Source organism: Sphingomonas qilianensis (genome assembly GCF_039614825.1).
Lineage (GTDB): Bacteria > Pseudomonadota > Alphaproteobacteria > Sphingomonadales > Sphingomonadaceae > Sphingomonas > Sphingomonas qilianensis.
This window is the reverse complement of sequence record NZ_JBDIMF010000001.1, coordinates 1-24,438: the sequence shown is the minus strand read 5'-3', so window position 1 is coordinate 24,438 and position 24,438 is coordinate 1. Positions and strand designations below refer to the sequence as shown.

Sequence of the window (24,438 nt, the reverse complement as noted above, 5' to 3'; positions counted from 1 at the left end):
CGACTCCGGGAGGTGAGTAATAAAATTGCGAGAAGCGGTGGGCGCTTATTGTGCGAGTGGCACGGCTTCGTTCGAGGCGGGCGCCGGTGCCTGGATCGCCGTGCCGTTCTGCTGATCGACCGCGAGCGGCGCCGCCGGCGCCGCTACGGCGGGCTTACGTGCCAGCGTGGGATCGATCGTCACCGTCTGGCGATTGGCCGCCAGCACGGCGAGCACGATGCTGAGGGCGACGAACACCGAGGCCAGCACCGCAGTCGAGCGAGTCAAGAAATCCGCCGCGCCGCGCGCCGACATCAGCCCCGATGGACTGCCGCCGGTGCCAAGGCCACCACCCTCCGACTTCTGCATCAGGATAACCGCCACCAAGGCAGCCGCGATGATTGCGTGAATGACGAGCAGGAAAGTGAACATGGGGTGCTGGTACGTTTCTTGGCTGTGCTGAAAGCGGGCACATAGGCGAGGCTGCGCCGCCAATCAACCGTCGAGCCGAGCCGCCCCGCCGCGTGGCTGATCTTAACAATTCGTTGCTGGCCTGAAACCACCCGCGATCGCGGGCGTTATGAACCCGATGCCGACGGACTGCAGGCATCGGGTAACGGTGGAAGTTCATTGTGGCGACTGTACTGGAAAAACCCTCTTTCGGCTCAGCACTCGGATCCTGGATGCAGGCGCTGGTCGATTACGTGCGATCGGGCGAACCGGATCTGACCAACCGGCAGATGGCATTATTGCTCGTGGTGTACCTGAAACCCGGGCCACATACCGTGCGCGGATTAGCGCGCGCGCTTAATGTTTCTAAGCCCGTGGTGACGCGCGCCTTGAACCGCCTTGGCAGCCTGGGCTATCTGCGCCGGCAGCGTGATGATAGCGACAAACGCAACATCTTTGTCGCGCGCACCACTGAAGGGGCAGATTTTCTTGAAGAGTTCGGGCATTTTCTCGGCGAGGCCGATCAGCCAAGCCCCCGCCACGCCGTCGCTTAACGATACCCCGTCGCCGGCACGCAGCAGCTTTGCGCTCGCTGGCCGCTCGATGACGCTCGACCCGCGGACGCATGCCGTACGCGGCGACCTTGCCGATCTGCGCCTTGCCGACCGCGTTTTTGCGCCGCATTATGCGGCGCCCATGGCCGTCATTCTCACGCAGGATGCCAGCTTGAGGGAAGCGGCCGCCGCTGATGCTGCCGAGATCGCGCAGTTAATGGCCGGCGACACGTTTGAGGTGCTCGAACTGGCCGGGATGAACGCCTGGGGCTTGGCGCCCGCCCAGGGGTTGGTCGGCTATATTCTGGCAGATGCGATTGGGCCACGGGCATGACGGTCAGCGTATTCATCGATGGCGCCGAGGGCACGACCGGGCTTGAAATCCGCGAGCGGCTCGCCGGACGCGACGATATTGCGATAATCCAGCTCGACGAGGCGCTGCGCAAAGACATTACGGCCCGTACGCAAGCGCTCAACGACGCCGATTTCGTTATCCTGTGCCTGCCGGACGATGCCGCGCGCGATGCCGTGGCGCTGATCGCCAACGACCGCACGCGCGTGATCGACGCATCGAGCGCGCACCGTGTGACCGAGGGCTGGACCTATGGTTTCCCCGAACTGGAGCCGGGTCAGCAGGCGATGATCGCCGAGGCCAAAAGGGTCAGCAATCCCGGTTGCTATCCCACTGGCTTCCTTGCGCTGGTGCGGCCGCTGGTGCGCGCTGGACTGGTGCCGGTTGAATGGCCACTGAGCGTCAACGCCGTGTCGGGTTATTCCGGCGGGGGCAAGGCGATGATCGCCAACTATCGTGACAGCGCCACGCCGCCCGCAGCGCGCGCTTACGGCCTTGGCCTGGCGCACAAGCATGTTGCCGAGATGCAGAAACATGCGCGGATCGAGCATCCGCCGCTGTTCGCGCCCTCGGTCGCCAACACCTATCGCGGCATGATCGTCGAGGTGCCGCTGCCGCTGCACGCTTTTTCACGCCGCCCGAGCCTGCACGTGTGCGAAGCGGTCCTGGCCGAGGCGTATCGTGATTCACCCTTGATCCACATCGGCGACAACGATGCCAAAACCGTAGCAATCGAGGCCGATGCCGGCAGTGATCGGCTGACGCTGCGCGTATGCGGCAGTGTCGATACCGGGCAGGCGCGATTCATCGCCACGCTGGACAATCTCGGCAAGGGTGCCGCCGGCGCGGCCGTACAGAACCTCAACATTATGGCGGGATTCGATCCGGTCGCCGGGCTGACGCTCTAGTCACTCTGCCGCAGCCGGATTACGGCTCACCCCAATAACGGAAAGCAAGCCTATGCCGACGACCCGCACCCCGGTGAGCAAATTGCTGCTGTTCGGCGCGACCGGCGATCTGGCGCAGCGCATGTTGCTGCCGTCGCTTTATGGGCTGCACGCCGATCATCTGCTGCCCGAGGGGCTGACGATTACCGGCACCGCGCGCTCCGAGCATGACGACGCCAGCTACCGGGAATTCGCCAAGGCCGCGCTCGACGAATTCCTGCCGGAGGATCGCAAGGACGCAAATGCGGTGCAATCGTTTCTCGAGCGGATCGGCTATCAGGCGCTCGATGCAACGGACATAGCGCATTATCAGGATCTGGCCGCCAAGGTCGGTGACGTGGCCGGCGGACTGGCGATTTTCCTGTCGACCGCGCCGTCGTTGTTCGAGCCGGTCATCAAGGGCCTCGATTCCGCCGGGCTGGCCGGGCCGACGGTGCGCATCGGGCTGGAAAAGCCGCTCGGCTACGATCTGGAGAGCAGCCGCACGATCAATGATACGGTGGCGACAGCTTTCCCCGAGGAGCGCACGTTCCGCATCGACCACTATCTCGGCAAGGAGACCGTGCAGAACATTCTGGCGCTGCGCTTTGGCAATTCGTTTTTTGAGCCGGTGTGGAATGCGCGCGGGATCGACAATGTGCAGATCACCATTGCCGAGACGGTCGGGCTGGAGGATCGCGCGGGCTATTACGAAACCGCCGGCGCGCTGCGCGACATGGTCACCAACCACATGCTGCAATTGCTCGCGCTGGTCGCGATGGAGCCCCCTGCCCGGTTCGACGGCACCGCGATCCGCGACGAAAAGGCCAAGGTTTTCCGCTCGCTGCGCCAGATGCGTTCCGAGGACGTGCCCAATCTGACGGTGACCGGCCAATATGGCGAGGGCGCGGTGAGTGGCGAGATCGTCAAAAGTTATGCCGACGAATTGGGCAAACCATCGACCACCGAGACGTTCGTCGCGATCAAGGCGCATGTCGATAACTGGCGCTGGCAAGGCGTGCCCTTCTATCTGCGCACCGGCAAGCGCATGGCGACCAGGCGCTCCGAGATCGCCATCCAGTTCAAGCCGGTGCCGCATTCGATGTTCGCCGGGCGCGGCGGCACGCTGCAACCCAACGTGCTGGTGATCCGCCTGCAGCCCGAGGAATATGTCCAGCTGCTGGTCATGGCCAAGGAGCCGGGGCTCGATCGCGACGGCATCCGGCTGCGCGAGGTGCCGCTCAATCTCAGCATGGACAGCGCGTTTGCCGGATCGCGGCGGCGCATCGCTTATGAACGCCTGCTGCTCGATCTGATCGAGGGCGATCCCACTCTGTTCGTGCGCCGCGACGAGGTCGAGGCGCAATGGGAGTGGACCGATGCGATCCGCGCCGGATGGGAGGCGGGCGCAGTCAAGCCGAAAAGCTATCCGTCGGGCAGCTGGGGGCCATCGGCGGCGGTAGCGCTGAGCGAGCGCGACGGGGTGACCTGGCAGGACGATTGACTTTCGACGCCCTCTCCCGCCTGCGGGAGAGGAGCGAGACTTGGTCGGCATTCTTCATGCCGGCCTAGTCGCAGCGGTGAGGGTCTTCTTTTTTGGCGGGCGTCCGAAAAGAACAAGACCCTCACCCAACCCTCTCCCGCGAAGGGCGGGAGAGGGCTAAGAGATACGAGAAGATTGGAAACATCATGAGCGACGAACACGAAATCGAATGGTGGGATTATGACGATGCCGAGGAGATGGCCGCGGCCGTTGCCGGCGACATCGCCTTCATCATCGAAAGCGCAATCGATGCACGCGGCGCGGCGGTCATCGCGCTGTCCGGCGGCAAGACGCCGATCCCGATCTACGCTAAGCTGGCCGAAGCCAAGATCGACTGGAAGCGCGTGACGATCATCCCCACCGATGACCGTATCGTGCCGCTCGGCGATCCGCTGAGCAATGTCACGATGATCGCCAAGACCTTCCTGCCCAAGGGCGCGCGGGTAATGCCGATCGTCAGCGACAAGGCGGCAGATTATAAAGCAGCAGGCCGCTCGGCCGATGCGCTGTGCCAGGATCTGCACTGGCCGCTCGACCTGTGCCTGCTCGGCGTCGGCGGCGACGGGCACACCGCCTCGATCTTCCCCGGCCCCGATTTCGATGAAGCGATTGCCGGGCCGAAGGAGCGCCGCGCGCTGGGCGTGCTGCCCGATCCGCTGCCCAAGGAAGCACCGGTGCCACGCGTCACGCTGTCGCGCGCGGCGATCGTGTCGGCCAAGGCGCTGCTGATCGCGGTGACCGGCGCGGAGAAGCGCAAGGTGATCGAACAGGCGATCAAGCAGGGGCCGTCCTCCGCCTATCCCATCGGTCGCGTGCTCGCTGATGCCGAACTGCCGGTCGATATCCACTGGAGCGAATGACATGACTGCGCTCAATGCCGAAATCGGTGCCGTGACGGACCGGATGATCACGCGATCGAAGCCGACGCGTGACGCCTATCTGGCGCTGATCCAGCATGAGCGTGATCATGGCCTGGAACGGCCCAGCCTGGGCTGCGCCAATCTGGCGCACGGTTATGCCGGGACGGACGAGGATCGCGATGCGATGCGCCCCGGCAGCGCCATGAACATCGGCATCGTCACCGCCTATAACGACATGCTCTCGGCGCACGCGCCTTACTATCGTTATCCCGAGCAGATGAAGGTGTGGGCGCGCGAGGCGGGCGTCACCGCGCAGGTTGCGGGCGGCGTGCCGGCGATGTGCGACGGCGTGACGCAGGGCTATCCCGGCATGGAGCTGTCGCTGTTCAGCCGAGACACGATCGCCATGAGCACGGCAATCGCGCTCAGCCACGGGCTGTTCGAGGGCGCGGCGTTGCTCGGCATCTGCGACAAGATCGTCCCCGGGCTGCTGATGGGCGCGCTGCGCTTCGGCCATCTGCCGATGTTGCTGATCCCCGGCGGCCCGATGCGTACCGGGCTCGCCAACAAGGCCAAGGCAGCGGTGCGCGAGCGCTATGCGGTCGGCGAGGCCAGCCGCGAGGAGCTTCTCGATGCCGAGATCGCCGCCTATCACGGCAAGGGCACCTGCACCTTCTTCGGCACCGCCAATTCGAACCAGATGATGATGGAGATGATGGGGCTCCACATCCCCGGTGCCGCCTTCGCCAATCCGGGCACCAAATTGCGCCAGGAACTGACCCGCGCCGCGGTGCACCGCATCGCCGCGATCGGCTGGCAGGGCGAGGATTATCGCCCGATCGGCCAGTGCATCGACGAGCGCGCGATCGTCAACGCCGCGATCGGGCTGCTCGCCACGGGTGGCTCGACCAATCATCTGATCCATCTGCCGGCGATCGCCGCGTGCGCCGGAATCGTGATCGACTGGGAGGATTTCGATCGCCTGTCTAAGGTCGTGCCGCTGATTGCGCGCGTCTATCCCAACGGCGCGGCGGACGTGAACCAGTTCGAAGATGCCGGCGGCATGCCGTATGTGATCCGCGAATTGCTCGGCGAAGGCCTGATGCACGGCGACGTGCTCACCGCCGGTGGCGCGACGATGGCGGATTTCGGCACGAAGCCGGACATCGCCAACGAGCTTCTCAAGTGGAGCGATCCGGGCCCAAGCAAGGATGACACGATCGTCCGTCCCGCAGCGACGCCGTTTTCCGCCGAGGGCGGCTTCCGCATCCTCGCCGGCAATCTCGGCCGCGCGTGCATCAAGGTCAGTGCGGTCGACCGCGATCGCTGGACGATCGAGGCACCGGCGCGCGTCTTCTCCACCCAGCAGCAAGTGCAGGATGCATTTCAGGCGGGCGAGCTCGATCGCGATGTCGTGGTGGTGGTGCGCTTCCAGGGGCCGCGCGCCAACGGCATGCCCGAACTGCACAAGCTGACCCCGCCGCTGGGCGTGCTGCAAAACAAGGGCTTCCGTGTCGCTTTGGTCACCGACGGGCGCATGTCGGGTGCCAGCGGCAAGGTGCCGTGCGCGATCCATTCCAGCCCCGAGGCGCTGGGTGGCGGTCCGCTGGGCAAAGTCCGCGACGGTGATGTCATCCGACTGAGCGCCGAGACGGGCGAGCTGGTTGCCTTGGTCGATCCGGCCGAGTGGGCGGCGCGCGATTTTGCCCCCGCCCCCGCTCCTGCGGTCGGCATGGGGCGCGAATTGTTTGCGCTGATGCGCGCACAGGCGAACGAAGCGGAGCGCGGCGGATCCGCCATGCTCGCGGCGATGGGTTGGTAAGGAACACAACGATGAGCGATATTCAGACGATCATGCGCACCAGCGCGGTCATCCCGGTGCTGGTGATCGATGATGCGGCAACCGCGCGGCCGCTGGCCGAAGCCTTGGTGGCAGGCGGCCTGCGCGTGCTGGAAGTGACGATGCGCACCCCCGCCGCATTGGAGGCGATCCGCGAGATGAAGCAGGTGCCCGGCGCGATCGTCGGCGCGGGCACCGTCGTCGATACAGGACAGTTCGAGAAGGTGATGGCGGCCGGCGCGGAATTCATCGTCTCGCCTGGCCTCACCGAGCGGCTGGGCACAGCCATTATCGATAGCGGCGTGCCCTACCTGCCCGGAATCGCCAATGCCGGCGATATCATGCGCGGGCTGGATCTGGGCCTCACGCATTTCAAATTCTTCCCGGCCGAAGCCTCGGGCGGGCTCAAGGCGCTCAAGGCGCTGGCCGCACCCTTTTATCAGTGCAGCTTCTGCCCGACCGGCGGGATCACCGAGGCAAGCGCGCCTGAGTGGCTGGCGTTCGCGCCGGTGCTGTGCGTCGGCGGGAGTTGGGTGACCGGCGGAACGATGGCCGAGGTCGAGGCAAAGGCGAAAGCGGCGAGCGCGTTGCGCATCTGAATTCCTCCCCGAGTTTAGCTCGGGGAGGGGGAAAATTCGTGTTCTTCGTGCGAATGGTGGAGGGGTACCCGCCAAGCGCTCCGCCTGCTGCGAGAACCGCACCACCACCCGGCTGCGCCGGGCGGTCCCCCTCCCCCAGCAAGCTGGGGGAGGAATAAGAGCTACATCTCGCCTCTGGCGCGCCGGATCGCATACCATTTCTGCACATTGGCGTTGTGCTGCTCCAGCGTGTCCGCGAACACGTGTCCCCCCGTCCCATCCGCCACGAAATACAGCGCGCTGGATGCTGCCGGATCGAGCACCGCATCAATGCTCGCGCGCCCCGGATTGGCGATCGGGCCGATCGGCAGCCCGGTCTTGGCATAAGTGTTATAGCCGTTATCCGCCTGCAGCTCGGATCGCAGGATGCGGCGCCCGAGCGGGCGGCCCTTCGTCACCGGATAGATCACTGTCGGATCGGCTTGCAGCGGCATGCCGCGCTTAAGCCGGTTGGAATAGACCGCGGCAACGGTGCGACGCTCGGCTTCCTTGCCGGTTTCCTTTTCAACGATCGAGGCAAGGATCAGCGCCTCACGGGGCGTGGCCACGGCAATGCCGGGTTTGCGCTTCTCCCAGGCGGCGGCGAGATAGTCGCTCATCGCGCGCTGCATCCGCGCCACTATCGCCGGTCGGGCTTCGCCGCGCTGGAAGCTGTAGCTGTCGGGTAGGATCGAGCCCTCGGCGGGCGCGTCGATCGTGCCGGTCATGCCCGTGGCGTTCATCACCGCATCCTGCACCATCACCGACGGCCAGCCCTCGGGAATGGTGACGAAGCGCTGCAGCGTGCGGCCGCCCTGCAGCAGCTTGAGAATGTCGGCCTGGCTGACATGCGCCGGAATGCTGTATTCGCCCGCCTTGATCCCCGTATTGCCACCGAAGAGGCGGGCGAACAGCTTGAACGCGCCGGCGGACGAGATCGCCCCGGCCTTTTCGAGAGCGCTCGCCGCGCCGGACATACTGGTGCCAGGGGCGATTTGCACCGTGGTGGCACGCTGCAGCGGACCGCTGCCGCTCCAGCGCTGCAGCACGAGAAAGAACACTGCCACGGCGAGCGCGGCGACGATCAGCGCCGCGTATCCGAGCTTCTTCATGCGTTTACACCCCGGCGTGAAGAATAGATCACATCGCCTTCATGACAAGTGAGGCATTGGTCCCGCCGAAGCCGAAGCTGTTGTTGAGCACGGCTTTTACCCTACGCTCCTTGGCCTTGTGCGGCACGAGATCGACGCCGGCGCAATTCTCGCTCGGATTGTCGAGGTTGAGCGTCGGCGGCACGATACTGTCGCGCATCGCCAGAATGCAGAAGATGCTCTCGACCGCGCCGGCGCCGCCCAGCAGATGCCCGATCGCCGACTTGGTCGACGACATCGACAGCGTCTCGATATTGCTGCCGAACAGCCGGCGCACGGCGTTCAATTCGAGCTCGTCGCCAAGCGGCGTCGAGGTGCCGTGCGCATTGATGTAATCGATATCGGCAAGATCGAGCCCGGAGCGTTTCATCGCCATCTGCATCGAGCGAAACGCGCCCGAGCCTTCGGGATGCGGCGCCGTAACGTGATAGGCGTCGCCCGACAGGCCATAGCCGATCACCTCGGCATAGATTTTCGCGCCGCGCGCCTTGGCATGCTCATATTCCTCCAGGCAGACGACTCCTGCGCCCTCGCCCATGACGAAGCCGTCACGGCCCTGATCCCAGGGGCGGCTGGCGCGCCATGGCTCATCGCGGAAATTGGTCGACAGCGCGCGCGCCTGGCCGAATCCGGCGATGCCGATCGGGCAGATCGTGCCCTCGGCACCGCCGGCGAGCATCACATCGGCATCATCCATCGCGATCATCCGGGCGGCATCGCCGATCGAATGCGCGCCGGTCGAGCAGGCGGTGACCACGGCATGATTGGGGCCCATCAGCCCGTATTTGATCTGCACCTGCCCGGTGATCAGGTTGATCAGCCGGCCATGCACAAAATGCGGGCTGACGCGGCGCGGGCCCTTTTCGTGCAGCACGATCGATTCGCTCTCGATCCCCGGCAGACCGCCAATGCCCGATCCGATCGAGCAACCGGCGCGGAACCGCTGTTCTTCGGTCATGTCGAGCAGGCCGGCATCCTCGAGCGCCTGGCCGGCGGCATCGATGCCATAGATGATGAACGGATCGACCTGCCGCTGGACCTTGTGATCGACGCGCTTGTTCGGATCGAAGCCATAGGCGTGATCGGCCGGCTTCACTTCACAGGCATAATTACTGTGATAGTCGGTCGCGTCGAAACGCGTGATCGTCCCCGCGCCAGATTTCGCGGCGAGAATATTCGCCCAGGCGGTTTCGACATCCGCGCCAAGCGGCGTGACGAGTCCAAGTCCGGTTACGACAACGCGGCGCATGGGCGTTCTCCATTAAGTCTCAAAATGCGAACGGCCCCCCACCCCTGGACGCTGTGCCGGGACGGAGAGCCGATCCTATGGTCGTCTCGGTCCGATACCGCCGACACCGGATGGCATCAGCGGCGACCGGCGATCAGGCCTTGTTCTCGTCGATGAAGGTGATCGCGTCCTTGACGGTCGTGATCTTCTCGGCAGCATCATCGGGGATTTCGACGCCAAACTCTTCTTCGAAGGCCATCACCAGCTCAACGATATCGAGGCTGTCAGCGCCCAGATCGTCGATGAAGCTCGCGTCCTCGGTGACCTTGTCGGCTTCGACGCCGAGATGCTCGACGACAATCTTCTTAACGCGGTCTGCGGTGTCGCTCATTGTATCTTCCCTCTATCGCTGGGGGTTTGGGTAATTCCTGAACGCACCTAGAACGGGGTTGGTGCCCTTGCAAGGGGGCGTTGACGGTTCGTTCACCCTTGGGCCCACGCTAGATCATGGCCATTCCGCCGTTTACGTGCACGGTTTGTCCCGTAACATAGCCCGCCTCGCGGCTGGCGAGATAGACCACCGCAGCGCCGATATCGGCGCCCTCGCCCATCTTGCCCGCTGGAATGCGCGCGTTGAGCGCTTCCTTCTGCGCTTCGGGCAACGCATCGGTCATCGGCGAGGCGATGAACCCGGGGGCCACGCAATTGACCGTGATGCCGCGACTGGCGAGTTCCTGCGCCAGCGCCTTGGACATGCCGACCAGCCCGGCTTTGGAGGCGGCGTAATTGGCCTGGCCGGGATTGCCCGTCGTGCCGACGACCGAGGTGATCGACACGATCCGCCCGAACCGCGCCTTCATCATCGGGCGTGCCGCGGCACGCGCAAGGCGGAACGCGGCTTCGAGGTTGACGCGGATCACCATGTCCCACTCTTCATCCTTCATGCGCATGACGAGATTGTCGCGCGTCACGCCGGCATTGTTGACCAGGATATCGAGCTTGCCGAGTGCGGCGACCGCCGAGGGCACCAGCGCATCCACTGCCGCGCCGTCGGACAGATCGCACGGCAGCGCGACATGATCGCCGCCAAGGCCATCCCTGAACGTCTCAAGCTTGGCGAGATTGGAGCCGGACACGGCGAGCCTGGCCCCCTGTGCCGCCAGCGCCTGTGCCACGCCCGAGCCGATCCCGCCGGATGCGCCGGTGACAAGGGCAGTCATGCCTGTAAGGTCGAACATTAGTCTCTCCTGTTGATTGGTTCGCGCAGAGGCGCGGAGGACGCAGAGACGTGGTTATTCACCAATCTGCGTATCCCTTCTTTCAGCGTGTCGCCGCCGAAATTTATCAGCAGCCCGACGGGCTGATGTGTCAGTCTTAGATATGTTAGCAATTGCTTGGCATGGACGGGCAACAGCCGTTCGATCGATTTGAGTTCGACGATCAGGCGACCATCGACCAGCAGGTCGATCTTGAACGCCCCCTCGAAATGCATCCCATCGAAGTCGATGCTTATAGGCTGCTGCCGCGCGACAGCGTAACCCATCTTTATCAATCTAGCCGCTAATAATGCCTCATAAACGCTTTCCATAAGGCCAGGGCCAAGCTCGCGGTGCAGCCGCAAAGCGACATCGATTACGTCACCGCTGACCTCGTCGATGTCCTTCACGTCTTCTCCGCGTCCTCCGCGCCTCTGCGTGAACAATCCTTGCTAAAGCATCCTAGCCAGCCCCTCGATATCGTCCATCGAGATCAGGCTGATTGCCTCGACGTCCGGCGCGATGCGCTTGACCATCGGGGCGAGCACTTTGCCGCCGAATTCGACATGGCGCTCGACGCCCGCCGTCGTCATGGCCAGCACCGATTCTCGCCAGCGGACCATGCCGGTGACTTGCTCGACGAGCAGGCGGCGGATCGTATCGGGGTCGCTGACGGAGGCGGCGGTGACGTTGGCGAAGACGGGGACCAGCGGCGCCGCGATGCGGGCATCTGCCAGCGCCTGTTCCATCGCATCGGCGGCAGGCTGCATCAGCGGACAGTGAAACGGCGCGGAGACGGGGAGCAAAATGCCGCGTTTGGCGCCCATTTCCTTGGCCAGCGCGATAGCGCGCTCAATCGCCCCGCGGTGCCCCGAAATGACGACCTGGCTGGGGTCGTTATCGTTGGCGACGGTGCACACCTCGCCCTCCGCCGCGGCATCGGCGATGGCCTGCGCCTTTACCAGATCGGCGCCGAGCAAGGCCGCCATCGCGCCCTCACCCACCGGCACCGCGGCCTGCATCGCCTGACCGCGATGCTTGAGCAGCTTGGCCGTGGTGGCGAGATCGATCGCGCCCGCGGCGCACAACGCGGTATATTCACCGAGCGAGTGGCCGGCGACATAATCGGCCTTGTCGGCCAGACGGATACCGCCCTCCTGTTCGAGCACGCGCAGCGTGGCGATGGCGTTGGCCATGATCGCGGGCTGGGCGTTCTCGGTGAGCAGAAGCTGGTCCTCCGGCCCTTCCGTCATCAGGCGGAAAAGATGCTGGCCAAGCGCCTCATCGACTTCCTGGAACACCGCCCGGGCGACCGGACTGGCCTCGGACAGCGCTTTGCCCATGCCGACGGCCTGGCTGCCCTGCCCGGGAAAAATGAATGCACGCATCACTGGTCGCTCCTGATTGCAGGGGTGCGGCCTAGAAAAGAGCACGCGATCTGGCAAGCTTGCGACACTTTGTTACGCTTTCGCGCGTTCGGCGGGACAAGGCTGCGACAAGCGGCTCCTAAATATGTTTTCGACGCCAACGACGGCGCCGAGTTTTTCGGAGACAGTTCATGAAGAAGTTCATCCTCGCCGCGCTTGCCGCATCGGTTGCCTTGAGCCCGATCGCCGCATCGGTCGCCAGCGCGCAGGGCCGCCAGCAGGAGCGCCAGACCACCGTCGTGCAGCGCAACAATGGCAAGGTCGTGAAGCGCACCGTGGTCCGCCAGCAGGCGCCGAAGTACCGCAGCGATTGGCGCAAGGGCCAGCGTTTCGACCAGCGCCAGGCACGCAATTATCGCCAGATCGACTATCGCCAGTATCGCGGCCTGCGGGCGCCCCCGCGCGGTTATCGCTATGTCCAGTCTGACCGCAACGTCATCCTGGTCAGCAATGGCGGGATCATCTCGCAGATCTTCAGCGGCCTGATCCGGTAAGCGGCAGCTGTTTTAACCCAGAAAAGGCGGCCGGACCTCGGTCCCGCCGCCTTTTCTTTGTGGGTGCGCCGCCCCTGCCGATAGGACAGCGCCTTGCCTTCTCCCGCAATGTCGCTATTGAATACCGCTTCGAAGCGGCAGCGACATGCTATGCCGCCTCGTTTGTATACCAAGACGATAGCCGGAGGGGCGTCACGCATGGTGCGGGCGTCAGCGATCGGCCAAGACGAAGGACAAGACATGGCTCTGTATGAGCACGTGTTCCTTGCGCGCCAGGATCTGGCTCAAGCGCAGGTGGACGCCCTGGCGGAAAACGCCAAGAAGATCATCGACGATAACAATGGTCGCGTCGTAAAGACCGAAAATTGGGGCCTGCGCAGCCTGGCGTACAAGATCGCCAAGAACCGCAAGGCGCATTACGTGATGCTCGAAATCGACGCCCCCGGCGATGTTGTCGCCGAGCTGGAGCGCCAGACGCAGATCAACGAAGACGTCATCCGCTACATGACCGTTAAGGTCGACGGCCATGAAGAAGGCCCCAGCGTGATGATGCGCAAATCCGATCGTGACCGCGAGCGTCGTGGTGACCGCGAAGGCGGCCGCCCTGACCGTGGTGACCGCCCCGAGCGCTCCGAGCGCCCGCGTCGTGATTTCGACGGCGAATAAGGAGCATATAGACAATGGCACGCCCATTTTTCCGCCGTCGCAAGTCCTGCCCGTTTTCGGCCAAGGATGCCCCACGGATCGATTACAAAGACGTCCGGTTGCTGCAGGGCTTCGTGTCCGAGCGCGGCAAGATCGTCCCGAGCCGTATCACTTCGGTGAGCGGCAAGAAGCAGCGCGAACTCGCCCAGGCGATCAAGCGCGCCCGTCATCTGGGCCTGCTGCCCTATATCGTTAAGTAAGGAAGGACTGACCCATGCAAGTCATCCTGCTTGAGCGCGTCGAGAAGCTCGGCGCCATCGGCGACGTCGTCACCGTGAAGGACGGGTTCGCCCGCAACTTCCTGCTGCCGAACAAGAAGGCGCTTCGCTCCAACGAAGCCAACCGCAAGGTGTTCGAAAAGAACAAGGAATCGATCGTGGCGACCAACGCGGCGCGCCGCGGTGAAGCCGAGATCGAAGCCAAGACCATCGACGGCATCACGCTGACGTTGATCCGCCAGGCATCGAACACGGGCCAGCTGTACGGCTCGGTCGCGGTTCGCGATCTGCTTGAGCTGCTCGAGACCGAGGGCCACAAGGTCCCCAAGTCGTCGATCGTGCTCAACAAGCCGATCAAGGCGATCGGCCTCTACGAAGTGAAGGTCGCGTTGCATCCGGAAGTGTCGGTGACCGTCAAGGTCAACGTCGCGCGCTCGCCGGAGGAAGCAGAAATGCAGGCCTCGGGCGTGAACGTGATGGAAGCGATGTTCGAAAAGGACGAAGCTGGCTTCGTCGAGGATTACGATCCCAACGCCGAGCCCGGCATGACCGCCGAAGTGTCGTCGAACGACGACGCGCCGGTTGCCCGGAACGACGACGAGACGACCGAAGGCTGATCTTCAGCTTCTGGTTGGTTCAAGAAAAAGGCCCGTCCGGAGCGATCCGGGCGGGCCTTTCTTGTTCGAGTTCCGGCCGGCGAGGGGGGCGCCGGGGAACACTCAGTTCATGGACAAGCGACGCAGGCGCCGACGACGGCAGCCAGCGGGATCAGCGCGAATACGAGGGGGAGTATCTGCTTCATGATCGGTTCGCTTTTCGTGAACTGAGGACCTGAAGCGTGAAATGCGCGAGCGCCGAAAAGGTTTCCGGGAGATGAACGGCCCGTTGGCCACAACCCGGACTATGCCCTCTCCCGCCCTTCGCGGGAGAGGGTTGGGTGAGGGTCTTCTTCCTTCTCAACCTAAAAAAGGAAGAAGAAGACCCTCGCCCAATCCTCTCCCAAGGATGGGATAAGGCATGGCAAACGACCAAGCTCACTTCCGCCCGAACAGCTTCTCCACGTCGCCCATCTGCAGCTTCACCCATGTCGGCCGACCGTGATTGCACTGCCCCGAATGCGGCGTGATCTCCATTTCGCGCAGCAGCGCGTTCATCTCCGCGACCGAGAGCACGCGCCCTGCCCTGACCGAGCCGTGACACGCCATCGTGCCGGCCACCGCATCCAGCCGTTCTTTCAGCGACAGCGCTTCATCAAACGCGGCAAGCTCGTCGGCCAGATCGGTGACCAGGCCGATCACGTCGCTTTGCCCGAGCAACGCGGGCACGGCGCGGACCAGCATCGCGCGTGGGCCGAAACGCTCGAGATCGAGCCCGAACTCTCCCAGCTCCACTGCCCGCGCCTCGAGCCGATCGCAGGCGGGCTCATCGAGTTCGATCACCTCGGGAAGGAGCAGCGCCTGTGACGCGACGCCGCCATTGGCCATCGCCTTGCGCATCCGCTCCAGCACCAGGCGTTCGTGCGCGGCGTGCTGATCGACCAGCACCAGACCGTCCTCGGCCTCTGCGACAATATAGGCCTTGGCGACCTGCCCGCGGGCGACGCCGAGCGGATGCGCGATGGTCTCGGGCGGCGGGGCGTAGGAAGGCTCGGCGCGCCCCTGAGGCGCGGGCATCGTAAAGCTTTGCCGACGGTCAAACACCGCGTGTCCCGCCGTCAATCCCGCCCAAGCCGGCGCTTCGCTTGCTGGCGACGGCGTGAACAGCGAAGCTGCGGGACTTCCGTCGCGCGGATTCCGATCGGCGGGTTCCGCTTGCCACGCCGCCATCGCATCCTCGGCGGGGCGTTGCACGCTGCGGTGCCCCGCCGCGTCGAGCGCGCGGCGCAAACCGCTGACGATCAGCCCGCGCACCAGCGCCGGTTCGCGGAATCTGACCTCGGTCTTGGCCGGATGCACGTTCACGTCGACGGCATCCGCCGGCACATCAAGGAACAGCGCGACCATGGCATGCCGATCGCGCGGCATCATCTCGGCATAGGCACCGCGGATCGCCCCGATCAGCAGACGATCCTTCACCGGGCGCCCGTTGACGAAGAGATATTGGTGATCGGCAATGCCGCGGTTGAACGTGGGCAATCCGGCGACGCCGCCGAGCGTGAGCCCTTCGCGCGCAAAATCGATGGGCACGCCATTATCGATCATCCCGCGATCGGTGAGCGCGGCGACCCGCTGCGGCAGGCTCTCGCCGGCCAGCACCTGCAGCGTGCGCCGCCCGTCATGCTCGAGCGAAAAGGCGATATCGGGCCGCGCCATCGCCAGCCGCTTCACGACATCGAGACAAGCGGCATATTCACTGCGCGCCGTGCGCAGAAACTTGCGCCGCGCCGGCACGCGCGCGAACAACCCATCAACGCGAACGCGCGTGCCGGGCGGCACACCGGCGGGCCCCTCCGCGTCGACCACGCCGTTATCGACCACGCGCATCCAGCCCTCGGCCCCACGCACGCGGCTCTCCAGGGTCATTCGCGCAACGCTGGCGATCGAGGGCAGCGCCTCTCCGCGAAAACCCAGCGTGCTGACCGCCTCGATCGCTTCGTCCGGCAGTTTCGACGTCGCATGCCGCTCCAGCGCCAGCGCCATGTCGGCGGGCGTCATGCCGCATCCGTCATCGATCACTTCGATGCCGTCGATGCCCCCGCCGGTGAGCCGCACATCGACTCGCGTCGCGCCAGCATCAATTGCGTTTTCAACGAGTTCCTTCAACGCGCTGGCCGGTCGTTCAACCACTTCACCGGCGGCGATACGATTGACGAGATGTTCGGGCAGCCGGCGTATTGACATGCTGTTTTCCCTAGACCAAGCGACGGCATCCCGCGACCCGCATTCGCCAAGTCCTGAGCGCGCAATTCCCGCTCAGTTTTTTGGCATAATGTAGATACCGCGCGAGTTGGCAAAGGCTGCCGCTCCAGTCGGGGCGGCCAAGTACGGAACGATCAATGGCATTCTTCTCCCGCTTCTTCCGGATGATGTCGCAGGACATGGCGATCGATCTGGGGACCGCCAATACCGTGGTGTATGTGCGCGGGCGGGGCATCGTGCTCAACGAACCGTCGGTCGTCGCGGTCGAGACGATCAACGGTGTCAAGCGCGTCAAGGCGGTCGGCGAGGATGCCAAGTTGATGATGGGCAAGACGCCCGACAGCATCCAGGCAATCCGCCCGTTACGCGACGGTGTCATTGCCGACATCGACGTCGCCGAGCAGATGATCAAGCATTTCATCCATAAGGTGCATGGCGGGCAGCGGCGCTTCCTGCGCTGGCCGCAGATCGTGATCTGCGTGCCCTCGGGCTCTACCTCGGTAGAGCGCCGCGCGATCCGCGATGCCGCGTCCAATGCTGGTGCCAGCCAGGTGTGGCTGATCGAAGAGCCGATGGCGGCGGCGATCGGCGCCGACATGCCGGTGACCGAGCCGATCGGTTCGATGGTCGTGGATATCGGCGGCGGCACGACCGAAGTCGCGGTGCTCAGCCTGCGCGGGCTGGCCTATACCACGTCGGTGCGCGTCGGCGGCGACAAGATGGACGAAGCGATCGTTTCGTATGTGCGCCGCAACCACAATCTGCTGATCGGCGATTCCACCGCGGAGCGGATCAAGCAGGAAGTCGGCGTGGCCAAGCCGCCAGCGGATGGCATCGGGCTGACCATTCACGTCAAGGGCCGCGACCTGGTCAATGGCGTGCCCAAGGAAATCCAGATCAACCAGGGGCAGATCGCCGAGGCGCTGTCCGAGCCGGTCGGTCAGATCGTCGAGGGTGTGCGCATCGCGCTGGAGAATACCGCGCCCGAACTGGCCGCCGATATCGTCGATCAGGGCATCGTGCTGACCGGCGGCGGCGCGCTGTTGCAAGGCATCGACGAAGTGCTGCGCGACGAGACCGGTCTACCGGTAACGATCGCTGACGATCCGTTGATCTGCGTTGCGCTGGGCACCGGTCGCGCGCTCGAAGATCCGGTCTATCGTGGTGTGCTGCACAGCGCCTGAGCTTAGGATGCGGTGCGCCGCGTGACGATGATCTGGCGCCCGATCGGCCATCGCGGCGGTCGCGGGCAACTTTAAAAGGGGGCAAGATGGCGCCGTCTCGCAATCGGCGTCCGGGGTTTTCGCGGCGGGCGCAATACGGGCTTTTTCTGAGTTACGTGATCGCCGGCGCGGGGGCGCTGGTGGCGTTGGTGCTGTTGGCCCTGTCGTCCGTAAATCCCCCTGCTTACGCCGCCGCGCGCGCCACTGTCGCCGAGCTGACCACGCCGCTATCGAGCGGGCTGGCCGCGATCGGGCGTGGGCTTGGCTCTATTCCAGCGGGCATTGGCGAGCATTTCGCGGTCAAGGCACGCAACGCCGAACTGCGCCGCGAACTGGCCGACGCGTCGCGCCTGCTGCAGCGCGCGCGGACACTGAATTACGATAATCGCCGCTTGCGGGCGTTGCTGCATTTTCGCGAACGGGCGGTGCAACCGGTGGTCACGGCGCGTCTCGTTAGCTCCACCGCGTCGAGCACGCGGCGCGTCGCCGTGCTCAATGCCGGCAGTTGGCAAGGCGTGCGCGAAGGGCAACCGGTGCAGGGGCCCGAGGGGCTGATCGGACGCATCCTTGAAACCGGGCCGAACACCGCGCGCGTGCTGCTGATCACCGATCCGGAAAGCATCGTGCCGGTGCGGCGCACGCGCGATGGTCTGGCGGCGCTGGTCGTGGGGCGTGGCGACGGTATGCTTGATGTTCGCTCGGTCAGCCTCGCCAACGCCGCGTTCGGCGCAGGCGATCTGTTCGTGACATCCGGCACCGGCGGCATTTTCGCGCCCAATATTCCGGTGGCGCGCGTCGTGCGGCGGGCCAGCGACATCGCGCTGGCACGCGCACTGGCGCAGCCCAACACGCTCGATTTTGCCTTGGTACAGCAGGCCTTTCTCCCTCCGCCTGCACCAAAGCCGGCGCCCACGGCCACGCCCACGGCCATGCCGTCCCCTAGCCCCACCTCTGCCCCCACCCTCGCCCCGAGCGCGCCGGAATGATCCCGCCCCGCCCCCGCGCCGGGCCGTTTGACCCCGCCCCGCTCAGCCCGGTCGCCCGCTGGCTCCCTGCCTTCAGCGTGTTGGCGGGGTCGCTGCTCACGATCTGGCCCGTCATCGCCGGGATCCCGCTGTTGCCTCCGTTTGGTTTGCTCATGCTGCTGGGCTGGCGCCTGCTTCGTTCGGATTCATTTCCGATCTGGGGGGCGTTGCCGCTAGGCTTGTTTGACGATCTGCTCAGCGGCCAGCCGCTGGGCAGCGCGATGCTGCTATGGCAATTATGCCTTTTCATGATCGATCTGATTGATCAGCGCATGGTGTATCGCGATTTCTGGCAGGATTGGCTGATCGCCGGTGGTGCCATCGCCTTTTGCCTGCTCGCCGGCCGAGCGGTGGCCACGCCGCTTGCCGCGCATGTCGATACCGCGCTGATGCTGCAGCTGGCCATGACGATCATGCTGTTTCCGCTGATTGCGCGAATCTGCACATGGCTTGATGGCAAGCGCGGGGACGCATAGATCGTCCCATGCGGATCGCCACCGAACAATCCCAAACTTACAGTTTCACCCGCCGCGCGCTGATGCTTGGCGGTGGCCAGGCGGCGGTCGGGCTGTTGCTCGCCGGCCGCATGACGTGGCTTTCGGTGGCCGAAAACGAACGCTATCGCGTGCTATCCGAAAGCAACCGCGTCAACATGACGCTGGTGCCTCCACGGCGTGGCTGGATTGTCGACCGCAACGGTGCACCGATCGCCAACAACCGCACCGATTTCCGCGTCGATCTGATCCCTGACCGGCTGGTCGATGCCGAGCAGGTGCTGGCCGAACTGGGCCGGATTCTCAGCCTGCCGCCCGAGGAGCTCGAGCGGATCCGCACCGATCTCAAACATGCGCGTGGGCTACAGCCGGTGCAGGTGATGGAAAATCTGGATTGGGAGCGGTTCGCCGCGGTCAGCGTGCGACTGCCGGAATTGCCGGGCGTTGCCCCCACCCGCGGCTTTGCGCGCAATTATCCCGCCGGCGCGGCGGTAGCGCATCTGACCGGCTATGTCGGCGCGGCCACGGCGGTGCAATATCAGAAAACCCGCGATCCGCTCTATGTCACGCCCGGCTTCAAGCTTGGCAAGGACGGGCTCGAAAAGACGCTGGAGCGCACGCTGCGGGGCGATGCCGGCGCCAAGCGCGTCGAAGTCACCGCCCGCGGCAAGCTGGTACGGGAGCTTGAAACCAAGATCGACGCGCCGGGCAAGACCGTGCGGCTGACCATCGATGCGGGCTTGCAGGAATATGCCGCGCGGCGGCTGGGCACCAACAGCGGCTCGGCGGTGATGATCGATTGCGACAATGGCGATATTCTGGCGATGGTCTCGATGCCGGCTTATGACCCCAACAGCTTTTCCGACGGCATCAGCCATATGGAATGGAAGATGCTCTCCGACGATGATCACGTTCCGCTGATGAACAAGACGCTGCAAGGGCTGTATCCGCCGGGATCGACGGTCAAGCCGATGAACGCGCTGGCCTTGCTCCACGCCGGCGTAGATCCCGCCACCCGCATTGTGTGCTCGGGCGCGATGCGCGTCGGCAGTGGCGTGTTCCATTGCCACAAGCGTGGCGGGCACGGGCCGCTCGATATGAAGAATGCGGTGATGCAGAGCTGCGACATCTATTTCTACGAAATGATCCGCCGCGTCGGCTATGATGCGATCGCGCCGATCGCGCGCGAGGTCGGGCTGGGGCAGAAATTCGAACTGCCATTCGATTCGCAGCGTTACGGCACCGTGCCGGACAGCGCGTGGAAGCTGAAGAAGTACAAGCAGAAGTGGACAGTGGCCGACGGGCTCAACGCCTCGATCGGCCAAGGTTATGTGCTGGCCAATCCGTTCCAGCTGGCGGTGATGGCGGCGCGGATCGGCTCGGGGCGGCAACTCAAGCCGCGCCTGATCATGAACGGTACCCCGCCCCCGGCCCCGCCGCTTTCGGCGACGCCCGAGCAACTCGCCATCGTGCGCGATGCGATGTTCGGTGTGATCAACCAGGGCGGCACCGGCGGGCGGGCACGGCTGCTCGTCCCCGGTGTGACCATGGCCGCAAAAACCGGCACCGCGCAGGTCCGCCGTATCACCATGTCGGAGCGGGCCGGCGGCGTGCTCAAGAACGCGCAATTGCCCTTCAAGATGCGCGATCACGCGTTGCTCGTCTGCTTTGCCCCGGCCGATAAGCCCAAATATGCGCTGGCCGTGGTGCTTGAACATAACGGGCATATCACCGCCAATCTGGATACGCCGCTCACCGGACGCGACATCATGACCTATATGTTCGATCGCGACCGGGCGATGGCATCGCTGGCCGAATTCGAGCCGACCTGGGGCGGTGACATCCCCACGCGTGCCGCCGCGCAGGCCGCGGCCTTCCGCGCGGCGGCGAGCGCACCGCCGCCGACCGTCGCCGCGGCCACCGAGACGCGCGCCACGCAGCCGACCGCCGCCCCCGCGGTGGAAGCCGCGACCGACGCCGCCAATGCCACCGCCGATGCGTTGGCGCGGGACGCGGCGACGGGCAACGGCATCGCGCAGATCACCGGCTCGCCGGAACCGCAATGATGCGCAACGGGCTCGATTTCGTCCCCGCGCCGCTGGCGCAGCTGCCTTGGCGGGTGATCTTTCTGGTTATGGCGATCGGCGCGTTCGGCCTGATCGTGCTGTATTCCGCGGCGGGCGGCAGCGTGCGCCCCTGGGCGCTCAGCCAGGGCATCCGCTTCGTCATCTTGCTGTGCGGCGCGATCGCGCTGTCCCGCATGCCGGAGGGCTTTCTCGCGCGCATCGCGCTGCCGGTCTATGCTGTGCTGGTCGTCGCCCTGATACTGGTCGAATTGCTCGGCGCGGTGCGCGGCGGCAGCCAGCGCTGGCTCGATCTGGGCGTGATCCGGCTGCAACCGTCCGAATTCATGAAACCGTTCATCGTGATGGCCTGCGCAAAATTCTATGATCTGCTGCCGCCAAACGAGACACGGCGCTTCGGCGCGATCTGGCCGGCGGCGTTGCTGATCGGCATTCCCGCGGGACTGGTGATGCTGCAGCCCGATCTGGGCACCGCGCTGATGATCTGCGCCGGCGGGGTGACGGTGGTATTCCTGGCCGGCGTGCCGCTACGACTGTTTGTCGGCGGCGCGCTGGCGCTTGGCGCCGCGATACCGCTGGCATTCAATTTCGCGCTGCACGATTACCAGCGCAACCGCATCCTGATCTTTCTCGATCCGGAAAGCGACCCGCTTGGCACCGGCTATCATATCAGTCAGTCCAAGATCGCCATCGGATCGGGCGGTATTTTCGGCAAGGGCTTCCTCAACGGCTCACAAAGCCATCTCGATTATCTGCCCGAGGGGCATACCGATTTCGCGCTGGCGACGATGATGGAAGAATGGGGCCTGGTCGGCGGTGTGCTGACGATCATTGCCTTTTTCTGCATCATCTTCTGGGGTGCGAGCGTTGCGCTCAACGCGCCGACGCGCTTCTCCCGGCTCACCGCAGCGGGGCTGTCGGCGACGATCTTCTTCTATGTCGCGATCAACATGTCGATGGTAATGGGGCTGGCGCCGGTCGTCGGCATCCCCCTGCCCTTCATCAGCTTCGGCAGTTCAGCACAGCTCACCGTGTTGTTGTGCCTGGGAATCCTGATGTCGATCGACCGTCAAAACCGACAAACCAGCCGGTTGTGAAAAAAAGCGCATAAAAGGGTTTGCAATCTCCGGGGGCGATGCTAGTTCGCGCCCTCCCCGAACGCGGCGGTGCCCTCCAACGCACCACCAGACGCCGCATCGGACACGGACGCATAGCTCAGTTGGTAGAGCAGCTGACTCTTAATCAGCGGGTCCTTGGTTCGAGCCCAAGTGCGTCCACCACCACAAACCCCAGAAAACCGTCTTTTTTGGCCGCACCCTAGACGGAGCGTCATTACACGACGCTGATCGTGCACCCACCATGCACCCACGGTAATCATTCTTTGCCGGGCGTAGGGCTGCCGTTGTGTCAGCGCTGCGATAGCGTGTACGCTATTTCCCTGATTTTACTCGTTGTGCAACCGTCGCCGCCAATGTCTCCATGGCAGTACCGACTGCCAGGCGTCGATCGGAAAGTTCCGTAAAAGATTTCGCATTCAAATAGCCGCTTATCGCTTTGTATAACTCATTCTGCGCGGTGTCGGACAAGTCGAGACAAAGTCTCACTCGGTGATTTAGGTGGTCAGTTCGATAGACGCGTTCTCTTTCATCGGCCCGGAGAGCTTCGACGTCCTTTATTCTTTCCCTTATTGCTACGACCTGCATCCATACAGCTATCAATTCGGCAACATCACTTCTGAGCGCATCAAGCCATGATTGCTGAGTGGCAGCCATAAGCTTTCGTTGCTCATTGCGACCGGCAAGACGGGGCGCCAAAAATAGTGCGGCAATCGCCGAGCACGCTGTCATCATCTGTGCCAGCGCCCCCCAATTTACGCTTGTCATAACGGCTTGCATACTCACAGCGCTGGGGCTCCTACGATATCGCCAAACAGACTCAATACCATCGGCTGTGATGGATCACGGCAGACGCGTTGAAAGGATATATGTTTTCCAGTTAGGCTGGTGGCGTTTCCAGGCGCCTCTATAGGTTCTCTGTCCGCGCTAGCTTTCATTTGTTGCCTCCTCCGCGCCGCCGAAGGGATCGAAATTCCGTATTCGTCAACGCTTATCTACCATTAAGAATGGCGGCGTTCGATTTTCACGAAACGAACATCGCCTCGACGATCGCCTGCATCAGCACGCCCCGCGGCACCGGCACGCTAACCGATGTGTAGCCGTGATTGGCCGCTCGCCGTATCCCGTAGAGCCCAATCCACTGCCGCCCATGCTGGCGCCAAGCACGTTGTAGCGACGGCACGGGCAGCAGCACGCAGGTTGCGGCCGGCGCATAGGCATAAGCTATGAAGTCGCACGCCAGCGGCTTTTGCACCCAGCCCGGCAGCTGGCGCTTCTCGTCGGACCAGCGCTCTAGCAGCACGTCGGGCCAATCCTGCGTGCGGATCTTCTCGTCCACGGTGAAGGTGCGCCCGCAGGCCAGCGTGAGCAAGCGATCGATACCCGCCCGCTGGGCCCACCCATCTTGCTCGATCGCGACGGCCGACATCAAGGTAGGGAAGACTTGCCGATAGATCGGGATCCACCAGTCTGATCCGTACTGCGCTGACAGATCGTGGCTGTCCTGGAATCGATGGACACGCGACCAACCCGCCGACCGCGATCTGCGAACGACGGGCGGGTGCTGCTTGGGCCGGGGCGTTGCCTCGGGCCATGAGGCGGGGCTAGTCGTAAGCATCCTCCTGTTCGCAGTCGTAACTGTCTTCCCAATCCTCGCGCAGATGCTCAAGGTCCGGATCGCCGTCGATCTCGTCCATTCGGTCGATCATGCAGGCGGTGAGCCGGGCCAAAGCGGCACGTGGCAACGAAGGCATGATCGCAAGCAGGCGGGTGGCGGATGGTATGTCATTCGGCCGAGCCCACCGGCGCCGGCGCGACCGTTGCCAACCAACACGAGGCGGGGCTGGTAGGCGGGGCGGGATTGAGGGGTGTGCCATCACCGCACGTTGCCGCTTTGGCGTTGCTCGATCGTGCATCGGACTGCCTCGACGCGTTCCGGGTGCCCGACAAGCTGCGCCATCACCGGGGTCAACTCGTCGGCAGCGCAATCCTGCACGACGAGCCACAACTTGCGGCCGGATGCGAGGGCATAGCCGCCG

At 64.3% G+C, this 24,438-nt stretch carries 27 protein-coding genes and 1 tRNA gene; 17 read left to right on the top strand and 11 right to left on the bottom strand.

Annotated features, from left to right (window positions below):
- Positions 1–45 precede the first annotated feature (45 nt).
- Positions 46–411, bottom strand: coding sequence for a preprotein translocase subunit SecG (gene secG, locus ABC969_RS00140; RefSeq protein WP_345862217.1), 366 nt, complete (start codon positions 409–411; stop codon positions 46–48).
- A gap of 251 nt (positions 412–662) precedes the next feature.
- Between secG and ABC969_RS00135 the strand changes: the two genes are divergently transcribed.
- From ABC969_RS00135 to eda, 7 genes are all read left to right on the top strand, one after another.
- On the top strand, positions 663–983 hold the full coding sequence (locus ABC969_RS00135; protein ID WP_345863762.1) for a MarR family transcriptional regulator: 321 nt from the start codon (positions 663–665) through the stop codon (positions 981–983).
- Positions 919–1,317 (top strand): SH3 domain-containing protein, encoded by a 399-nt coding sequence (locus ABC969_RS00130; protein ID WP_345862216.1) that lies wholly within the window; start codon positions 919–921, stop codon positions 1,315–1,317. The genes ABC969_RS00135 and ABC969_RS00130 overlap by 65 nt, the downstream gene beginning before the upstream one ends.
- Positions 1,314–2,243 carry an N-acetyl-gamma-glutamyl-phosphate reductase gene (gene argC / locus ABC969_RS00125; protein WP_345862215.1) on the top strand — a complete coding sequence of 310 codons (930 nt, stop codon included), beginning with the start codon at positions 1,314–1,316 and terminating at the stop codon, positions 2,241–2,243. Before ABC969_RS00130 ends, argC begins: the two co-directional genes overlap by 4 nt.
- Before the next feature lie 52 nt (positions 2,244–2,295).
- Positions 2,296–3,765 (top strand): glucose-6-phosphate dehydrogenase, encoded by a 1,470-nt coding sequence (gene zwf, locus ABC969_RS00120; protein ID WP_345862214.1) that lies wholly within the window; start codon positions 2,296–2,298, stop codon positions 3,763–3,765.
- Between the two features lie 185 nt (positions 3,766–3,950).
- Positions 3,951–4,664, top strand: a complete 714-nt coding sequence (gene pgl, locus ABC969_RS00115; protein ID WP_345862213.1) for a 6-phosphogluconolactonase — start codon at positions 3,951–3,953, stop codon at positions 4,662–4,664.
- Positions 4,627–6,486, top strand: coding sequence for a phosphogluconate dehydratase (edd, locus tag ABC969_RS00110; protein WP_427916122.1), 1,860 nt, complete (start codon positions 4,627–4,629; stop codon positions 6,484–6,486). The genes pgl and edd overlap by 38 nt, the downstream gene beginning before the upstream one ends.
- A gap of 11 nt (positions 6,487–6,497) precedes the next feature.
- Positions 6,498–7,103 carry a bifunctional 4-hydroxy-2-oxoglutarate aldolase/2-dehydro-3-deoxy-phosphogluconate aldolase gene (gene eda / locus ABC969_RS00105; RefSeq protein ID WP_345862211.1) on the top strand — a complete coding sequence of 202 codons (606 nt, stop codon included), beginning with the start codon at positions 6,498–6,500 and terminating at the stop codon, positions 7,101–7,103.
- A 161-nt stretch (positions 7,104–7,264) separates the two neighbouring features.
- Here the strand turns inward: eda and mltG are convergent, their stop codons facing one another.
- The 6 genes from mltG to fabD all read right to left on the bottom strand — a co-directional run bounded on the left by mltG (position 7,265) and on the right by fabD (position 12,144).
- Positions 7,265–8,233 (bottom strand): endolytic transglycosylase MltG, encoded by a 969-nt coding sequence (gene mltG / locus ABC969_RS00100; protein ID WP_345862210.1) that lies wholly within the window; start codon positions 8,231–8,233, stop codon positions 7,265–7,267.
- Positions 8,234–8,261: 28 nt separating this feature from the next.
- Positions 8,262–9,521, bottom strand: a complete 1,260-nt coding sequence (gene fabF / locus ABC969_RS00095) for a beta-ketoacyl-ACP synthase II (protein ID WP_345862209.1) — start codon at positions 9,519–9,521, stop codon at positions 8,262–8,264.
- 133 nt (positions 9,522–9,654) lie between these two features.
- Positions 9,655–9,891: an acyl carrier protein gene (locus ABC969_RS00090; RefSeq protein ID WP_345862208.1), complete on the bottom strand. Its 237-nt coding sequence runs from the start codon at positions 9,889–9,891 to the stop codon at positions 9,655–9,657.
- A 109-nt stretch (positions 9,892–10,000) separates the two neighbouring features.
- Positions 10,001–10,738 carry a 3-oxoacyl-[acyl-carrier-protein] reductase gene (gene fabG, locus ABC969_RS00085; protein ID WP_345862207.1) on the bottom strand — a complete coding sequence of 246 codons (738 nt, stop codon included), beginning with the start codon at positions 10,736–10,738 and terminating at the stop codon, positions 10,001–10,003.
- Entirely contained in the window at positions 10,738–11,166 is a 429-nt protein-coding gene (locus ABC969_RS00080; RefSeq protein ID WP_345862206.1) for a GxxExxY protein, read from the bottom strand. Before ABC969_RS00080 ends, fabG begins: the two co-directional genes overlap by 1 nt.
- Before the next feature lie 42 nt (positions 11,167–11,208).
- The gene (fabD, locus tag ABC969_RS00075; RefSeq protein ID WP_345862205.1) at positions 11,209–12,144 is read right to left on the bottom strand and encodes an ACP S-malonyltransferase; all 936 of its coding nucleotides are present in this window, start codon (positions 12,142–12,144) and stop codon (positions 11,209–11,211) included.
- 170 nt (positions 12,145–12,314) lie between these two features.
- Between fabD and ABC969_RS00070 the strand changes: the two genes are divergently transcribed.
- The 4 genes from ABC969_RS00070 (at position 12,315) to rplI (ending at position 14,217) form a co-directional block, all read left to right on the top strand.
- Positions 12,315–12,677, top strand: coding sequence for an RcnB family protein (locus ABC969_RS00070; RefSeq protein WP_345862204.1), 363 nt, complete (start codon positions 12,315–12,317; stop codon positions 12,675–12,677).
- A gap of 240 nt (positions 12,678–12,917) precedes the next feature.
- Positions 12,918–13,343, top strand: a complete 426-nt coding sequence (gene rpsF, locus ABC969_RS00065) for a 30S ribosomal protein S6 (protein ID WP_345863761.1) — start codon at positions 12,918–12,920, stop codon at positions 13,341–13,343.
- Positions 13,344–13,357: 14 nt separating this feature from the next.
- Positions 13,358–13,582 carry a 30S ribosomal protein S18 gene (gene rpsR / locus ABC969_RS00060; RefSeq protein WP_034158365.1) on the top strand — a complete coding sequence of 75 codons (225 nt, stop codon included), beginning with the start codon at positions 13,358–13,360 and terminating at the stop codon, positions 13,580–13,582.
- 14 nt (positions 13,583–13,596) lie between these two features.
- A complete protein-coding gene (rplI, locus tag ABC969_RS00055) occupies positions 13,597–14,217 on the top strand; it encodes a 50S ribosomal protein L9 (RefSeq protein WP_345862203.1) in 621 nt (206 codons plus the stop codon).
- Positions 14,218–14,634: 417 nt separating this feature from the next.
- On the opposite strand, the gene mutL is transcribed toward rplI, so the two are convergent.
- On the bottom strand, positions 14,635–16,440 hold the full coding sequence (gene mutL / locus ABC969_RS00050; protein WP_345862202.1) for a DNA mismatch repair endonuclease MutL: 1,806 nt from the start codon (positions 16,438–16,440) through the stop codon (positions 14,635–14,637).
- A 155-nt stretch (positions 16,441–16,595) separates the two neighbouring features.
- Here mutL and ABC969_RS00045 point away from each other — a divergent pair, with 155 nt between their 5' ends.
- The 6 genes from ABC969_RS00045 to ABC969_RS00020 all read left to right on the top strand — a co-directional run bounded on the left by ABC969_RS00045 (position 16,596) and on the right by ABC969_RS00020 (position 22,564).
- The gene (locus ABC969_RS00045) at positions 16,596–17,642 is read left to right on the top strand and encodes a rod shape-determining protein (RefSeq protein WP_345862200.1); all 1,047 of its coding nucleotides are present in this window, start codon (positions 16,596–16,598) and stop codon (positions 17,640–17,642) included.
- Between the two features lie 86 nt (positions 17,643–17,728).
- On the top strand, positions 17,729–18,667 hold the full coding sequence (locus ABC969_RS00040) for a rod shape-determining protein MreC (RefSeq protein ID WP_345862199.1): 939 nt from the start codon (positions 17,729–17,731) through the stop codon (positions 18,665–18,667).
- Positions 18,664–19,182, top strand: coding sequence for a rod shape-determining protein MreD (gene mreD, locus ABC969_RS00035; protein WP_345862198.1), 519 nt, complete (start codon positions 18,664–18,666; stop codon positions 19,180–19,182). Before ABC969_RS00040 ends, mreD begins: the two co-directional genes overlap by 4 nt.
- 8 nt (positions 19,183–19,190) lie before the next feature.
- Complete coding sequence (mrdA, locus tag ABC969_RS00030) at positions 19,191–21,266, top strand: penicillin-binding protein 2 (protein WP_345862197.1); 2,076 nt, start codon at positions 19,191–19,193, stop codon at positions 21,264–21,266.
- The gene (gene rodA, locus ABC969_RS00025) at positions 21,263–22,381 is read left to right on the top strand and encodes a rod shape-determining protein RodA (protein WP_380808891.1); all 1,119 of its coding nucleotides are present in this window, start codon (positions 21,263–21,265) and stop codon (positions 22,379–22,381) included. Before mrdA ends, rodA begins: the two co-directional genes overlap by 4 nt.
- 107 nt (positions 22,382–22,488) lie before the next feature.
- Positions 22,489–22,564, top strand: a tRNA-Lys gene (locus ABC969_RS00020).
- A gap of 150 nt (positions 22,565–22,714) precedes the next feature.
- On the opposite strand, the gene ABC969_RS00015 is transcribed toward ABC969_RS00020, so the two are convergent.
- From ABC969_RS00015 to ABC969_RS00005, 3 genes are all read right to left on the bottom strand, one after another.
- On the bottom strand, positions 22,715–23,167 hold the full coding sequence (locus ABC969_RS00015) for a hypothetical protein (protein ID WP_345862196.1): 453 nt from the start codon (positions 23,165–23,167) through the stop codon (positions 22,715–22,717).
- Between the two features lie 256 nt (positions 23,168–23,423).
- Positions 23,424–23,828: a hypothetical protein gene (locus ABC969_RS00010; RefSeq protein WP_345863759.1), complete on the bottom strand. Its 405-nt coding sequence runs from the start codon at positions 23,826–23,828 to the stop codon at positions 23,424–23,426.
- A 175-nt stretch (positions 23,829–24,003) separates the two neighbouring features.
- Positions 24,004–24,153: a hypothetical protein gene (locus ABC969_RS00005; RefSeq protein WP_345862195.1), complete on the bottom strand. Its 150-nt coding sequence runs from the start codon at positions 24,151–24,153 to the stop codon at positions 24,004–24,006.
- Positions 24,154–24,438 lie beyond the last annotated feature (285 nt).